Origin of the sequence: Corynebacterium sp. FDAARGOS 1242 (assembly GCF_016889985.1) — a bacterium.
Classification (GTDB): Bacteria; Actinomycetota; Actinomycetes; order Mycobacteriales; family Mycobacteriaceae; genus Corynebacterium; species Corynebacterium minutissimum_B.
In genome coordinates, this window is record NZ_CP069568.1 from 1,327,853 (window position 1) to 1,341,734 (window position 13,882).

Annotated in this window: 14 protein-coding genes; 6 read left to right on the forward strand and 8 right to left on the reverse strand. The window is 61.1% G+C overall.

Annotation, left to right across the window (positions count from 1 at the left end; translation table 11 throughout):
• Nucleotides 1-16 precede the first annotated feature (16 nt).
• Both I6J72_RS06285 and I6J72_RS06290 read left to right on the forward strand, forming a co-directional pair.
• Nucleotides 17-664 (forward strand): O-methyltransferase, encoded by a 648-nt coding sequence (locus tag I6J72_RS06285; protein WP_204100349.1) that lies wholly within the window; start codon nucleotides 17-19, stop codon nucleotides 662-664.
• 363 nt (nucleotides 665-1,027) lie between these two features.
• Entirely contained in the window at nucleotides 1,028-2,236 is a 1,209-nt protein-coding gene (locus I6J72_RS06290) for an IS110 family transposase (RefSeq protein WP_070672735.1), read from the forward strand.
• A 241-nt stretch (nucleotides 2,237-2,477) separates the two neighbouring features.
• On the opposite strand, the gene glgC is transcribed toward I6J72_RS06290, so the two are convergent.
• Entirely contained in the window at nucleotides 2,478-3,695 is a 1,218-nt protein-coding gene (gene glgC / locus I6J72_RS06295; protein ID WP_204100350.1) for a glucose-1-phosphate adenylyltransferase, read from the reverse strand.
• Nucleotides 3,696-3,849: 154 nt separating this feature from the next.
• On the opposite strand from glgC, the gene glgA reads away from it, so the two are divergent.
• Together glgA and I6J72_RS06305 are read left to right on the forward strand one after the other, a co-directional pair.
• Nucleotides 3,850-5,010 carry a glycogen synthase gene (glgA, locus tag I6J72_RS06300; protein ID WP_204100351.1) on the forward strand — a complete coding sequence of 387 codons (1,161 nt, stop codon included), beginning with the start codon at nucleotides 3,850-3,852 and terminating at the stop codon, nucleotides 5,008-5,010.
• Nucleotides 5,011-5,021: 11 nt separating this feature from the next.
• A complete protein-coding gene (locus I6J72_RS06305; RefSeq protein WP_204100352.1) occupies nucleotides 5,022-6,476 on the forward strand; it encodes a GH32 C-terminal domain-containing protein in 1,455 nt (484 codons plus the stop codon).
• 21 nt (nucleotides 6,477-6,497) lie between these two features.
• Here the strand turns inward: I6J72_RS06305 and I6J72_RS06310 are convergent, their stop codons facing one another.
• Genes I6J72_RS06310 through dapE form a run of 7 tightly spaced genes read right to left on the reverse strand, consistent with a single transcriptional unit; the run spans nucleotide 6,498 to nucleotide 11,357 of the window.
• Nucleotides 6,498-7,388, reverse strand: a complete 891-nt coding sequence (locus I6J72_RS06310; RefSeq protein ID WP_204100353.1) for a methyltransferase domain-containing protein — start codon at nucleotides 7,386-7,388, stop codon at nucleotides 6,498-6,500.
• A 9-nt stretch (nucleotides 7,389-7,397) separates the two neighbouring features.
• Nucleotides 7,398-7,565 carry a DUF3117 domain-containing protein gene (locus tag I6J72_RS06315; RefSeq protein WP_070671838.1) on the reverse strand — a complete coding sequence of 56 codons (168 nt, stop codon included), beginning with the start codon at nucleotides 7,563-7,565 and terminating at the stop codon, nucleotides 7,398-7,400.
• A 35-nt stretch (nucleotides 7,566-7,600) separates the two neighbouring features.
• The gene (locus I6J72_RS06320) at nucleotides 7,601-7,921 is read right to left on the reverse strand and encodes a cell division protein DivIVA (RefSeq protein ID WP_239107533.1); all 321 of its coding nucleotides are present in this window, start codon (nucleotides 7,919-7,921) and stop codon (nucleotides 7,601-7,603) included.
• A 3-nt stretch (nucleotides 7,922-7,924) separates the two neighbouring features.
• The gene (locus I6J72_RS06325; RefSeq protein WP_204100354.1) at nucleotides 7,925-8,656 is read right to left on the reverse strand and encodes a glucosyl-3-phosphoglycerate synthase; all 732 of its coding nucleotides are present in this window, start codon (nucleotides 8,654-8,656) and stop codon (nucleotides 7,925-7,927) included.
• A complete protein-coding gene (folP, locus tag I6J72_RS06330; protein ID WP_181815440.1) occupies nucleotides 8,653-9,465 on the reverse strand; it encodes a dihydropteroate synthase in 813 nt (270 codons plus the stop codon). Before folP ends, I6J72_RS06325 begins: the two co-directional genes overlap by 4 nt.
• 26 nt (nucleotides 9,466-9,491) lie before the next feature.
• Nucleotides 9,492-10,262: a TIGR00730 family Rossman fold protein gene (locus I6J72_RS06335; protein ID WP_115021666.1), complete on the reverse strand. Its 771-nt coding sequence runs from the start codon at nucleotides 10,260-10,262 to the stop codon at nucleotides 9,492-9,494.
• A 6-nt stretch (nucleotides 10,263-10,268) separates the two neighbouring features.
• On the reverse strand, nucleotides 10,269-11,357 hold the full coding sequence (gene dapE, locus I6J72_RS06340) for a succinyl-diaminopimelate desuccinylase (RefSeq protein WP_204100355.1): 1,089 nt from the start codon (nucleotides 11,355-11,357) through the stop codon (nucleotides 10,269-10,271).
• Between the two features lie 90 nt (nucleotides 11,358-11,447).
• On the opposite strand from dapE, the gene I6J72_RS06345 reads away from it, so the two are divergent.
• Nucleotides 11,448-12,806, forward strand: coding sequence for an amino acid permease (locus I6J72_RS06345; RefSeq protein WP_204100356.1), 1,359 nt, complete (start codon nucleotides 11,448-11,450; stop codon nucleotides 12,804-12,806).
• A gap of 18 nt (nucleotides 12,807-12,824) precedes the next feature.
• Entirely contained in the window at nucleotides 12,825-13,796 is a 972-nt protein-coding gene (gene dapD / locus I6J72_RS06350; RefSeq protein WP_204100357.1) for a 2,3,4,5-tetrahydropyridine-2,6-dicarboxylate N-succinyltransferase, read from the forward strand.
• Nucleotides 13,797-13,882: the final 86 nt, after the last annotated feature.

The window sequence follows — 13,882 nt, forward strand, 5'->3', positions numbered from 1 at the left end:
CACTATGGTTTTCACTGTGACTACTACGGCTTATGACGCACTGCGATCTTTCATCGAATCCACCAGCGAGGTATCGGAAGCGCTCGCCAGCGCCCGCGCCCACGCAGAGGAATACGGACTGCCGGTTCCGGATGAATCCACCGGACAGCTACTGAGCACCCTGGCGGCAGTCTCCTCTGGAACGACGTCGCGCCCCCAGGCGGTAGCGATTACCCCGGCGGCCTCGGTAGTGGGCCTCTACCTTCTCGCCGGAATGTCGGAGAACGGCATTCTCACCTGTATTGATCCGGAAGCTGAGCACCAAGCCAGCGCAAAGCAGACCTTCCGCGATGCCGGCTACTCCTCTAGCCGCGGGCGCTTCCTGCCCTCGCGTCCGCTCGACATCATGGGGCGTTTGGCCAACGACACCTACCAGGTCATCTACGCCGAGGTACCTGCCCTCGACATGCCCGCGCTGGTGAAGGCCGCTTGGCCTCTCCTATACCAGCACGGCACGTTGGTGCTCGCGAACTCGCTGCTGGATGGCACCGTGGCTGATAGCTCGCGCACTGACCGCGACACCGCCGCTGCCCGTGAGGCCGACGAAATCGCGCGTTCCCTCGAAGGCGCGGCCGTCACGCGCCTGCCTTATGGTGCGGGGCTCACCCTCGTGACCAAGCTCTAATTCACCAAGGCGAATAAATATCCCGGCTCTCCTCCCATTACGTTGTTAGCAGTTCCGCTTGAAGGAGCCCAGGATTCGTACTCCTAGCCCCATGCTGGGGCAGGCTATGTTTATCTGCGTTCCTTCTGCCTTGTGGCAGCGGAACTAGTCGCTGGCTTCGGTATGGCTTGTTTTCGTCCCTGTCTGAAAATGATCCGGGGGGTGATGCCGCCGAAGGCAGTGACATACTCCAGACTGCTAATAGGAACCTGACCCACACAGGATGTGTGAGGTCTCAAGTAATGTGGATGCCAGCGTGAAGTATGTCCGACCACCAGCGATGAAATAAGTCTCATACTCGTTCAATTCGCTAGGAGGTCTGGCATGACCTACGACTATGTCATCGGCATGGACGTTGGCAAATACTTTCACCACGCTTGCGTCTTAGATATCGACGGCGCCCAAGTGCTATCAAAGCGTATCAACCAAAACGAAAAATCCCTGCGCACACTCTTTTCAACGTTTAGCGCAAACGACCACAAGGTCCTTGTCGTCGTGGACCAGCCCAATAACATTGGGCGACTAACTGTCGCGGTTGCCCAAGATATCGGAATCGATGTGCGCTACCTTCCAGGTTTGGCTATGCGTCAACTCTCACGTATCCACGCTGGTAATGCCAAAACTGATATCCGGGATGCATATATCATCGCCCACGCTGCAAAGAACCTTCCGGAATCCCTCCGCAGTGTCGACCGCGTCGAAGAAGCCTTTCTCCAGTTGAAAGTCCTCAACGGCATCGACGAAGACTTAGCGCGCTCCTACACCAGGCTCATCAATCAGATTCGAAGTGCACTAGTTGGCTGCTACCCGCAATTCGAGCAAGCCCTTCGCGGCCAGGTGATCCACCGCAAATGGGTTCTGCACCTACTTGCACGCTACGGCGGGCCGACCAAGATAAAGCGCCTCGGAAAAGCCAAAGCAGCTGCCTTCGCTCGACGCTATAAGGCACGCAATCCCGAGCCCGTCATCGATGCCATATTCGCTGCCATCTCTGAGCAAACAGTCGCCATTGCTGGTGCACAATATGCCGAAATGGGCGTAGCAATGTCGGCGAAGGACGCGCTTTTAAAGCTCGAGCACCGCAAACAAATCGAGCAGGAAGTCATCGAGCTCATCAACGACATCCCCCACACTCAAATCCTGCTATCCATGCCAGGAATCGGGCCGAAGACGGCTGCCCAAATTCTCATGACCGCGGGCGACATGTCCGACTTCCCGACAGCTGCGCACCTAGCCTCTTACGCTGGCTTATCACCCCGAACGAATCAGTCCGGAACCTCAATCATGTCGAACTCACTGAACAGAGCTGGCAATAAAAAATTAAAGAACGCCCTATGGCAATCATCTTTTGCATCCATCAGATTCCACGAGCGTTCACGGCAATTCTATGAACGAAAGCGCCGTGAAGGCAAGAGACACAACGCTGCAGTCGTAGCACTAGCCCGCAGACGGCTCAACGTCCTATACGCCATGATGAGCAACCACGAGTACTACCGCGATCCCGACCAATCACAGGAAGTCAAAGCAGCCTAAACCCCAAGAACCAAACAGCCGACTGGGAAACCCCAGTCGGCTAACAGCCATGCCAGAAAACAACACGGCCAAACAACCCCGGCTGAAAAATCAACCCCGGCTAATCCACCCGCGAGGTTGACAAACTATATAGGAACACCCCCCTTGCGTGGGGTGAAGAGGCCGGGATTGTTGTCCTTGCGCCCTCCCTTTGGTCTTAATCGGGAGCTGGTTCCGGTCTGGGGTCGTGGTGTGGACTGAGTTAAACCTTCTCGTTCTTGCCCACGACAACCACGCCGCCATCGGAAACCTTGAAGCGCTGCTCATCGCGCTCACGGTCCACACCGATAATGGCGCCGTCGCTCACGACGACGTTCTTGTCCAAGATGGCGCGGCGCACCACGGCACCGCGGCCGATGCGCACGCCGGGGAGAATGACGGCTCCTTCGACCGTCGCACCGTCGGCCACGTGAACGTCGGAAGCCAGCACCGAGTTGCGCACAGTACCACCGGAGACAATGCAGCCAGGGGCCACCATCGAGGACTGGGCAATACCGTTCTGCACGAACTTGGCCGGCGGGAAGTTGGAATCATCCGTGGAATGAATTGGCCATGAGCGGTTGTACAGATTGAAAATGGGGTGCACGGAAATCATGTCCATATGCGCCTCATAGAAGGAATCGATGGTACCGACATCACGCCAGTAACCATGGTCACGGTCCGTGGAGCCGGGTACCTCATTGGACATGAAGTCATAGACGTGCGCCTGCTGGCGATCCACGAAGTACGGGATGATGTCACCACCCATATCGTGGGCAGATTCCTCATTCTTCTCATCCTGCAGGAGGGCCTCAATGAGGGCCTCGGTGGTGAAGACGTAGTTGCCCATCGACGCATAAGTCATGTTCGGGTCATCCGGAGTAGCTGGCGGGTCAGCAGGTTTCTCCACGAAGGACGTGATGGTGCCCATGCCGTCTGCCTGGATACAGCCGAAGGCGGTCGCTTCCGAGCGCGGAACACGAATACCCGCGACAGAGCAGTCCAGACCGGTAGCGATGTGCTCCTCCACCATCTGCGCCGGATCCATGCGGTAGACGTGGTCCGCGCCGAAGACGATGACGTAATCGGGCTTCTCGTCATAGATGAGGTTCAACGACTGCAGGATGGCATCGGCCGAACCGTTGTACCAGCGCTTACCGCGGCGCTGCTGCGCCGGGACGGACGCGATGAACTGAGGAGTCGGACCCGACAAGTTCCACGCCTGGGAAATATGGCGGTCCAAGGAGTGGGACTTGTACTGAGTCAGCACGGCAATCTTCAAGAAACCGGCGTTGACGAGGTTGGACAACACGAAGTCAACGAGGCGGTAGGAACCACCGAAGGGAACAGCGGGCTTAGCGCGGTCTTCCGTCAGGGGGAAGAGGCGCTTTCCCTCGCCGCCGGCGAGGACAATGGCAAGGACGTTAGGAAGGCTTCTCACGTCACCCAATCTAACGAGTTTTTCCACATTCTGCAGGGAAAAGATGCAGGTTTTCACCCCCGCCATCGGGGTCGCGCAGAATCACGTCTGCCCATCTCCCGCCCTTCTCCTGTCCTTCTGCGCACACTGGGGAAGATCCGTATTCTGGGAGGGTATGAGAGCCGGAATTTTTTCTAAGGAGTACCCGCCGGAGATCTACGGCGGAGCGGGTGTTCACGTTGCGGAGCTGACCCGATTTATGCGTGACATCATTGACGTTTCTGTTCACTGCATGGGGTCCCCGCGCGATGAAGAGGACGTCTTTGTGCATGGAGTCGACCCTGAACTGAAGGACACTGAGGCCAATGCCGCACTCCAAACCCTGTCCACGGGTCTGCGCATGGCTAACGCAGCGTCCGACATCGACGTGGCCCACTCCCACACCTGGTACACCGGTTTGGGTGGCCACCTTGCCGGCCGCCTCTATGGCATCCCACACGTTGTCACCGCACACTCCTTGGAACCGCACCGCCCGTGGAAGCGGGAACAGCTCGGCGGAGGCTATGAGATCTCCTCGTGGTCAGAGAAGAATGCCATGGAATACGCCGACGCCGTCATTGCGGTCTCAGTCGGCATGAAAGAGTCCATCCTCGAGGCCTACCCGCGTATTTCTGCCGACAAGGTCCACGTCGTCCTTAACGGCATCGACACTGAGATCTGGCAACCGGGAGAGGCGCCGGTGCTGGATAGGTTGGGCGTCGACAAGCAGCGCCCCATCGCTGCCTTCGTGGGCCGTATTACCCGGCAGAAGGGCGTGAAGCACCTCCTTAAAGCCGCGCAGAGCTTCGATGAGGATATCCAGCTCGTGCTCTGTGCGGGCGCTCCGGATACCCCGGAAATTGCCGCAGAGACTGAGGCCCTCGTCGACGAGCTACGTGCGCAGCGCGATGGCGTGTTTTGGGTCAAGGAGATGCTCTCCCGCGAAGAAATTAAACAGGTGTACTCCGGCGCGGATGTGTTCGTGTGTCCCTCCATTTACGAGCCGCTGGGCATTGTCAACCTGGAGGCTATGGCCTGTGGCACGGCCGTTGTGGCCTCTGATGTCGGCGGCATTCCGGAGGTCGTCGTCGACGGCGAGACCGGTGTCCTGGTGCACTTTGACGCTGCCGATGAAGCCTCGTTTGAGGCTGATATTGCCGCTGCGGTCAACCGTGTGGCTGCGGACGCTGAGCTGGCGCAACGCTTCGGCACTGTCGGCCGTGAACGCGCAATTCGTGAGTTCTCCTGGGCCACCATCGCGCAGCAGACCGTGGACATTTACCGCTCGTTGATGTAGGAAGGACTGCCGTGACGCAACCCCAACAACACCGACCAGAAATTCATTTCGTCCCCGATAGCGGTATCCTCGATGCGCCCGCCGGCATCGTCCGCGATGGTGATACGTGGCACTTGTTCCACCAATACCGCCCCGAGCCCGGCCAACCGGCCCGCTGGGGACACACCTTCTCCGAAGAAACGCCGTTCGCGTGGCTGGACTGCGATGATGTCCTAGCCCCCGTCGGCGGTGAGCTTTCCCTGCGCGCTGGCTCCGTGGCGGAAGGTCAGGATGCTCTCAACTTGTATTTCACATCCGTAACGTCCGTGGGCACCAGCGTGCGTTTGGCACGCTATACCGACTATGCCGACGAATGTGTCGTCTCTGATGACCCGACTGCCTTGGACCCGGGCGTGGTCCGCTTCGGGGAAGCTGTAGGAGCTCATACTGACTTTGACCGCTTCCGCTCGCCGTCTGTGGTGCCTGATTGGGCCAAGGAGGATCGCGAGGAAGGCCACGATGGCTGGCTCATGCTAGCCCTGACCGGTGATGCCGATGCCCCCGTCCCGGTCATCCTCGAGAGCCCTAATGGAGAGTCCTGGTCCCTGCTGGGCAGGCTGAGTTTCAACGGTGACCCAGGGTTTAATGAGGGCGAAGTCCCGGCCACCTCCCCCATCCCGCCGGTGGTGTCGCCGCGTCTGGTGCGCCTGCGCGACGAAGTAGACGGAGAAATCTACGACGTCCTCTTCGTCACTTTGGAGCGCGCCGGCCGTGACGTGTCCGGCTACATCGTGGGGCGCCTCGACGGCACCGAGTTCACCGTGGCCAAGGGTTTCCAACGCGTGGACTTCGGCCACGATTTCTCCCGTCCGCGCAACACCAACACTACGACAGGCACGATTGCCCAGGAGCGCCGCTATGACCGCGCTGTCATTCTGGGACTGCTCAACGGCAATGGTCGCGGTGATGATGCGTCCAAGCACCCAACATGGGAAGCCGAGGGCTGGGCGAACAGCCTGTCGTTGCCTCGTGCGGTGACGCTCCAAGGCGGGGTGCTCTACCAGACCCCGGCCCAGGGTTTGCCGGATGCGGTCAAGCTGTCTGACTACGCGCAGTCCTGGACCGGCGTTCTCGAGGTTCCGGAAAACTCCAGCGTTACCGTGACGCTGCTTGATGGCTCCGGTGAGCCAGCCGTCGTGATTCGCCACACTGGTGACGAAATCAGCGTGGACCGTTCAATGTCCAAGGCCTTCGATCACTACTTCAAGGATTCCGCTCCGGCCGTGGCCCCACTGGCGGAGGGAGATTCCGACACGCTCACCATCATTCAGGATGGTGCGAGCGTGGAGGTCTTCGTCGACGGTGGCCTCGTTGCCATGAGCTCCCGCGTCTACTTTGAGGGCGGCTGCTCCGCCATCGAGGTCAACACGGAGGGTGAGGCCGTTATTGAGCAGTCCTGGAACCGCAAGGGATCCAAGCGCTCCTAGCGGGATTCGGCCGTTCGGCGTTTAGGACGCCGAACGGAAGCGGTCCAGGCGCGCGTGTGCCGTCACGGTCAGAGACTGCGGCAAGGCGGCCATGCGCTCTGCTAGCTCCTCTGGGCTAATGTGGCGCGCCGACGGGCTCATGCCCACCTGGGCTGCAATGGACGCCTTGTCCAAGATAATAGGGAAAGAAATATCCACGGGCTCAGCGGCCTGCTCAAGGAAGCCCTCCGCCTGGGCGTAGAGGCGCTCCACCTTTCCTTCTTCCACGCCTAGGATGCCAAGCGGCTCGCGCAGCTCATCCAGGTGGCCTGCCTGCGGGGTCAGCACGATGACCTCGCCGCCGGGAGCTAGGACTCGCTGGAATTCCGCGGGATTGCGCGGAGCGAAGACCACGGAGATGGCGTGAATCGAGTGATCGCGAATAGGCAGGCGCTCCCACACATCCGCTACCACGGCGCCGACGCGCTCATGGGACTTGGCCAAATGCTTGGCAGCATGCGTGGAAATGTCGAGCCCGACTCCCCTTGCGCCTTCAATGGAGTCCAGGGTATGGGCTAGATAGTAGCCGGTTCCGGCGCCCACCTCGAGGAGGGTGGGAGTGGTATGTTCGTCCAGACCCGCGGCATGGTTGGCCTCGTCCTGGGTCTCCAGGGCATCCTGCACAGCGCCGGTAACTGCCTCCACGAAGGGCGCAAAGTGTCCCATGGCTAGGTAGGTTTCACGCGCCGTCACCATGGAGGCATCATCACCCTGGTGCTTCAGTCCAGCACCGGCCGCCAGCGTGACATAGCCCTGCTTGGCCACATCATAGGAATGGCCGGTCTCCGAGACGAGGCGGGAACAATCATCCGCGCACTGGAGGGCGCTGCCATCGGCGGGATCGGCCAGAATATCGACGATATGTGAAAGCATGTTCCTAGACTAGCTAGAAACTGCGACGAGGAGTGAACCGAGCTGCGCTGCTTCTTCTTTGCTGAGCTCGATGACAATGCGGCCACCCCCGTCAGAAGGAATGCGCATGACGATCTTGCGGGACTCCTCTACCGCTTCCATCTCTCCGCCGGTCGTACGGGGCTTCATCGCTGCCATAGTGAGTCTCCTTCGACTATTGTTATAACGTCCTTCTAGTCTAGCCCTTTTTCAGACTCAAGCGGCACGTTCGCACCAGCCGGCACAGCAGACGAGCCGTGCGGTGCAGTCAGACGGCGTTCCGCAGCCGCAATGAGCGCGTCCACCTGGTCTTGGCGGTAGCCGCGCGGAACCACATCAAAGCGCAGGTCATCGAAGCGGCCTTCCTCCAGGGCGCGGAGATTTTCGGCGTCAACATCGACGGCTTCGTCTGGAGTATCCATGACGGTGCCGCGGCCGACAATGCTACCCCACGCCCACGAACCGATGATGATGAGCGATATGAGGACAACGATGAGCAAGATCCAGGACATCATGGGCTAAATCCTACCCATCAGTGGTGGTCGCTGCGGCACCGCCCCAATGACGCCGGCGCGCGAAAGGATCGTGCGCGCCACCACGTCTGCCATCGGCGCTAGCTCTTCCAGTGGGCGGTTGCGGTGTGCGCGGGTGCCCAGGTCCACCTCGGCGAGGGCATAGGGGCCATAGCGCTTGGCGACGTCCACCAGCAGCCCCGCTTCCACCCCGTACCCATCCACGAACGGCAGCTCCATGGCGGCCGCGCGCCTTAAGGCGTATTCGCCGCCGAGAGGCTGGTCAATGTGTGCGAGCTCCGGGAAGAACTGCCGCAGCAGCGGCTTAGCCGTCAGCTCTGTCACACGGCCGCCACCGGTGGGGCTTCCGTGAAAGCTGCGCTGGTAGCGTGCCTTGACCATCTGGACGTGCGGATCGACGAAAGGCTCGGCGAGCGCGGAGACCATGCCGGGAGCGGCGGATTCGAGGTCGGCATCGATGAACACGACAATGTCGCCCTGAGCAGCGGCTACTCCGCGCCAGAGGGACTCACCCTTCCCGGGTCGTGGCTCCTCGGGCAGGACCTCCCGCCAATTGTGCACCCGTGCCCCGGCCGCCTGTGCTTCAGCCGAAGTCTCATCGTACGAGTCCGCATCAATAACGAGCACCTCGTGGGGTTCATCGGCTAGGCATGCGCGCACGACGTGCGCCACGGTGCACTCCTCGTTGAGCGCGGGGATAATGACGGAAACTTTCATGCCAACCCGCGGGTCGTCGCCAAGGGCTGCATCTCGCCCTGGATGGCAGCGGTCATGCGGATGACGTCGAGTGTCGGCCCCACTTCGTGTACGCGGAAGGCGGCCACGCCGCGCGCAGCCGACCACGCCGTCGCCGCCAGCGTGCCCGCCACGCGTTGGTCCACGGCGCGGTCGAGGGTCTCGCCCACAAAATCCTTGTTGGACAAGGCCATGAGCACCGGCCATCCGGTGGCGACAACCTCGTCGATACGGCGCAACAGCTCTAAGCCGTGAAAGGTGTTCTTGCCAAAGTCATGCGTGGGGTCGATGAAGGTCAGTTCCTCCGGGCACCCGAGGCTTGCGGCTCGCTCGGCCAGCCGCGTGGTTTCTGCGATAACGTCAGCCACCACATCATCGAAGTGCACGCGATGCGGGCGGGTACGCGGTACCACTCCACCGGTATGGGAGCACACGTAGCCCACCTTCTTGTCGCCGGCGACCTCGATGAGCTCTGGGTCCCAGCCTGCCCACGTGTCATTGACCAGACCGGCGCCGGCCGCAATCGCGGCTTCGGCCACCTCTGCGCGCCACGTGTCCACCGAAATCAGCGCCTCCGGGTGGCGGCGATGCAACTCCGCGATGGTAGGCACGACGCGCTCGATTTCCTCGGTCGCGTCGACATGTTCTCCCGGCCCGGCCTTGACTCCGCCGATGTCGATGATGGAGGCGCCGTCGGCAAGCGCCTGCTCCCCTCGCTCCACTGCGGGGTCCAGCTCGAAGGTAGCGCCCTTGTCATAAAAGGAATCCGGCGTGCGGTTCACAATCGCCATGACCTGGGCCAGACCACGCTGGGGGCTCACTTGTCCTCCTGCTCCCGGATGCGCTTATCCGACATCACCTTGTGCGCCGCCACGATGTGGGCCAGGGCTTCATCCGGATCGTCGGTCACGAGGAAAAGATCCAGGTCCTCCGGGTTAATAAAACCTCCATCCGCCAGCGTGCGCTTCATCCATTCCACCAGGCCCGACCAGTAGTCGGTGCCCATCAGCACGATGGGATAGTTGGTGACCTTGCCGGTCTGAACCATACACATGACCTCGAAGAATTCATCCATCGTGCCCATGCCGCCGGGCAAGCAGATGAAGGCCTGGGAGTATTTGAGGAACATGGTCTTGCGCGCGAAGAAGTATCGGAAGTTTAAGCCCAGATCGACGTATGGGTTAAGGCCCTGCTCGTGGGGCAACTCGATGCCCAGGCCCACAGAGAGCCCACCGGCCTCGTGCGCACCGCGATTGGCCGCTTCCATAACGCCGGGACCTCCACCAGTGATGACGGCGTACTGGGCCTCCGCCAAGCGCTTGCCGACGGTCACACCAAGCCGGTAGATCGGATCCTCCTCGCGCGACCGCGCGGAGCCAAAGACGGTCACGGCCTTCGGAAGCTTGGCCAGAGCATCGAAACCATCCACGAACTCGCCCTGGATGCGCAGGACGCGCCACGGATCAGCATGCTGCCATTCGTGATCCGCGCCGGACTGCAGAAGGCGCTGGTCGAAGGTGGAGGATTGCTCGCCGGCGGTGCGGACGAGCAGTGGGCCGCGGAGAGTGCGGATTTGCTCAGGGGTCATGGTGAATTATCCCTTCAGGTAGTTCAAGAGAGCGTGAGAAACCTCGGTAATCTGCTCAACGAGGACTTGTTCGTCCTTCTTATGAGCAAAGCCCGGATCGCCGGGGCCGAAGTTAACGGCTGGGGTCCCCATCTCGGAGAAGCGGGCGACGTCGGTCCAGCCGTACTTGGCGCGGACGTTGCCCCCGACGGCGTCGACAAGCGCACGTGCCGCCGGCTGTCCCAGGCCCGGCAGGGCGGCACTGGCGATGTCATCGACCTCGATGCTGACGTTCTCGTGCTCGCCGATGACCTCCTTCATATGCGCCAACGCTTCCTCCGCGGTGCGGTCCGGGGCAAAGCGGAAATTGACGAACATCCAGGCTTCATCCGGAATCGTGTTGGTAGCCACGCCGGATTCGAGGTGCACGATATTGAGGCCTTCCTTGTAGGTGCAGCCATCAATCTCCACCTCGCGCGGCTGGTAGTTGGCCACGTTCATCATCACAGGGGCCAAGGTGTGGGCGGCATTGGAGCCCAGCCACGCACGGGCCGAGTGCGCTCGGGTGCCCTGTGCTGTCACGCGCAGGCGAATGGTGCCCTGGCAACCGGCCTCGATCATGGCGCCGGAAGGTTCGCCCAGCAGCGCGAGGTCTCCCTGCAGCCACTCCGGGTGATCCTTTTGCAGATGGCCCAAGCCGTTGAACTCGGTGGCCACCTCCTCGCCCTCGTAGGCGATGACGGTGAGATCGTGCTTAAGCTCCTCTGCGTCATAGAGCTGCGCAAACGCGTTGAGGTAGACGGCCATGCCGGACTTCATGTCCACGGTGCCGCAGCCATACATGGTGGTGCCATCTTCAGACATGGAGTGAGGCACGTTATCGGCCAGCGGCACGGTGTCGATGTGCCCAGCGAGCACGACGCGGGTCTTCAGGCCGCGGTTCGTGCGGGCACAGACAGTATTGCCATAGCGCTCGACCTCGACTTTGCTCTGGTCCAAGCCGCGCAGTGCCTCCTCGACGGCAGCGGCAATAACCTCCTCGTGGTGAGAGGGACTGGGGATATCCACCAATGCCTTGGTGAGCTCAATGGGGTCGGCGAAGAGATTTAAAGTCACAACCCGCCATGCTAGCGTTCCCCGTCAGTTAGTGCATTGCGTAAAGTACTTCCCGTTGCAAATAATCAACGTTGTTGAAGGTGATCTCACATGGCTGCGGCCACACAACTCAAAACCCGACACCTCACCATGATGGGCCTCGGCTCGGCGGTGGGTGCGGGGCTGTTTCTCGGCGTAGGACTGGGAATCCAGGTCTCCGGCACGTCTATCCTCGTCTCCTATGCAGTAGCGGGCGCCCTCATCGCCTTGGTGATGTGGATGCTCGGAGAAATGGCCGCTGCCCGCCCCTCCCTCGGAGCGTTCTCCACCTACGCGGGCCAAGCTTTTGGCCCGTGGGCGCGTTTTACCCTGGGCTGGATTTATTGGTTCATGCTCGTCATGGTCATGGGCGCTGAAATCACCGGCGCCGCGGCCATCATCTCCAACTGGTTTGGCGTGGATCCGTGGATTCCGGCCCTGGTCGCCGTGGTCTTCTTTGCGGTGGTCAATTTTGCGGCCGTGGGCGGCTTTGGCGAGTTTGAATTCTGGTTCGCCATTATCAAGGTAGCCACCATCGTGGCCTTTCTCGGCGTCGGTGTGCTCATGGCTCTGGGCATCCTGCCCGGTATGGACCTCTCCGTGGCCGGCCACAACTTTACGGAGAATTTCCTGCCCAACGGCGGGCCGGGATTTGCTGCTGGATTGCTGGCTGTGGCCTTTGCTTTCGGCGGAATTGAGCTGGTGACGATTGCCGCGGCCGAATCCGAGGACCCCGCCCACAACGTGGCCACGGCGGTCCGCGCCATCATCGTGCGCATCATGGTCTTCTACATCGGCTCCATCCTCGTCATCACGATGGCTCTGCCTTTCAGCTCCATCCAGGATGCTGACGTGGCTGCGGATTCGCCCTTCACCCTTGTTTTGGCCGCAGCACAGATTCCTTTTGCCGCCGGCTTTATGGAGGTTGTTATCGCCCTCGCGCTGCTCTCTGCGTTCAACGCACAGATTTACGCCACGTCCCGTTTGGTCTACGACATGGCCAAGGACCACAGCGCCCACCACGTCTTTTTAAAGACCAACACCTCCGGCTCCCCCGTCTTCGCGGTGCTGCTGTCCATCATCTTCGCCTTCGCATCGGTGGTACTGCAGTATTGGAATCCGCCAGGGCTGCTTGCCTTCCTTTTTAACGCTGTGGGCGGTTGCCTGTTGGTGATCTGGTGCTTCATCGTGGCCTCCTACATCAAGTTGCATCCGCAGCTCAAGGCCAATGGTGAACTCACCACGCTGCGCGTTCCGGGCTACCCGTGGCTGCCGTGGCTGACCGTCCTGGCCCTTGTCGGCTTGACGTTGCTCATGCTTTTCGACGCCTCCGCCCGCAACCAAGTCATCGCCGTCCTCATCCTCACGGCCGGGCTCATTGTTATCTTCTACCTACTACCGGGTAGGAAGAAGCGACACTCAGGCGCGTAGCTGCTAGGGTGTGACGCTATGACTACTGCTTCCGCACGTGGCCTGGCAACCATTACCCACGACGGCACCGTCTTGGACGTCTGGTTCCCAGCAGTTCACCTCGATACCCCTGTAGACGCCAGCGGCACCAAGCGCTTGGAAGACACCCCGCAGCAGTTCGCCGAACTCGTTGGTCCGGATGAAGAGCGCGGCGTGGCCCGCATCGCTGTGGAAACCTCCATCAAGGATCTCAACGAGGCCCCCGCCGATACCTACGACGCCTACCTGCGCCTCCACCTGCTTTCCCACCGCGCAGTCAAGCCTCACGGCCTGAACGTCGATGGCATCTTTGGCAAGCTGGCCAACGTGGTGTGGACCAACTACGGCCCCTGCGCGGTTGCTGATTTCCAGATGGTCCGCGGCCGCCTCGCCTCCCGCGGCCCGGTCGTGGTCTACTCCGTGGACAAGTTCCCGCGCATGGTGGACTACGTTGTCCCGTCCGGCGTGCGCATTGGTGACGCCGACCGTGTCCGCTTGGGCGCTCACCTCGCTGAGGGCACCACGGTAATGCACGAGGGCTTTGTGAACTTCAACGCTGGCACCCTGGGCGCTTCCATGGTCGAAGGCCGTATTTCTGCGGGCGTCGTCGTGGGCGATGGCTCCGATATCGGTGGCGGTGCCTCCATCATGGGTACCCTGTCCGGCGGCGGCAAGGAGGTCATCTCCATCGGTGAGCGCTGCCTGCTCGGCGCTAACTCCGGCATTGGCATTTCGCTTGGCGACGACTCCGTTGTCGAAGCCGGCCTCTACGTCACCGCCGGCACCAAGATCGCCGTCTTCGGCAAGATTGCTCAGGCGCTTGACGTTGCCGAGGGCGAGACCGTCAAGGGTTCTCAGCTCTCTGGCGTCTCGGGCGTGCTGCTGCGCCGCAACTCTACCACCGGCGCCGTCGAGGCCGTGGACTGGAAGTCCGATGCTGTGGCCCTCAACGAGGACCTGCACAAGAACTAGGCTTTGCTGCCTTAAGGCCCCGTTCTGCGGGGCCTTTCGTGATCCTGCGCTTTCGCGCCTAGACGTCGTGCTCCTTATTCCCAACG

Bases quoted from the DNA above. Each gene is read 5' to 3' on its own strand.
- I6J72_RS06290 (WP_070672735.1), top strand. From the start codon at position 1,028: ATGACCTACGACTATGTCATCGGCATGGACGTTGGCAAATACTTTCAC.
- glgA (WP_204100351.1), top strand. From the start codon at position 3,850: ATGAGAGCCGGAATTTTTTCTAAGGAGTACCCGCCGGAGATCTACGGC.
- I6J72_RS06310 (WP_204100353.1), bottom strand. From the start codon at position 7,388: ATGCTTTCACATATCGTCGATATTCTGGCCGATCCCGCCGATGGCAGC.
- I6J72_RS06315 (WP_070671838.1), bottom strand. From the start codon at position 7,565: ATGGCAGCGATGAAGCCCCGTACGACCGGCGGAGAGATGGAAGCGGTA.
- I6J72_RS06320 (WP_239107533.1), bottom strand. From the start codon at position 7,921: ATGATGTCCTGGATCTTGCTCATCGTTGTCCTCATATCGCTCATCATC.
- I6J72_RS06325 (WP_204100354.1), bottom strand. From the start codon at position 8,656: ATGAAAGTTTCCGTCATTATCCCCGCGCTCAACGAGGAGTGCACCGTG.
- folP (WP_181815440.1), bottom strand. From the start codon at position 9,465: ATGGCGATTGTGAACCGCACGCCGGATTCCTTTTATGACAAGGGCGCT.
- I6J72_RS06335 (WP_115021666.1), bottom strand. From the start codon at position 10,262: ATGACCCCTGAGCAAATCCGCACTCTCCGCGGCCCACTGCTCGTCCGC.
- I6J72_RS06345 (WP_204100356.1), top strand. From the start codon at position 11,448: ATGGCTGCGGCCACACAACTCAAAACCCGACACCTCACCATGATGGGC.
- dapD (WP_204100357.1), top strand. From the start codon at position 12,825: ATGACTACTGCTTCCGCACGTGGCCTGGCAACCATTACCCACGACGGC.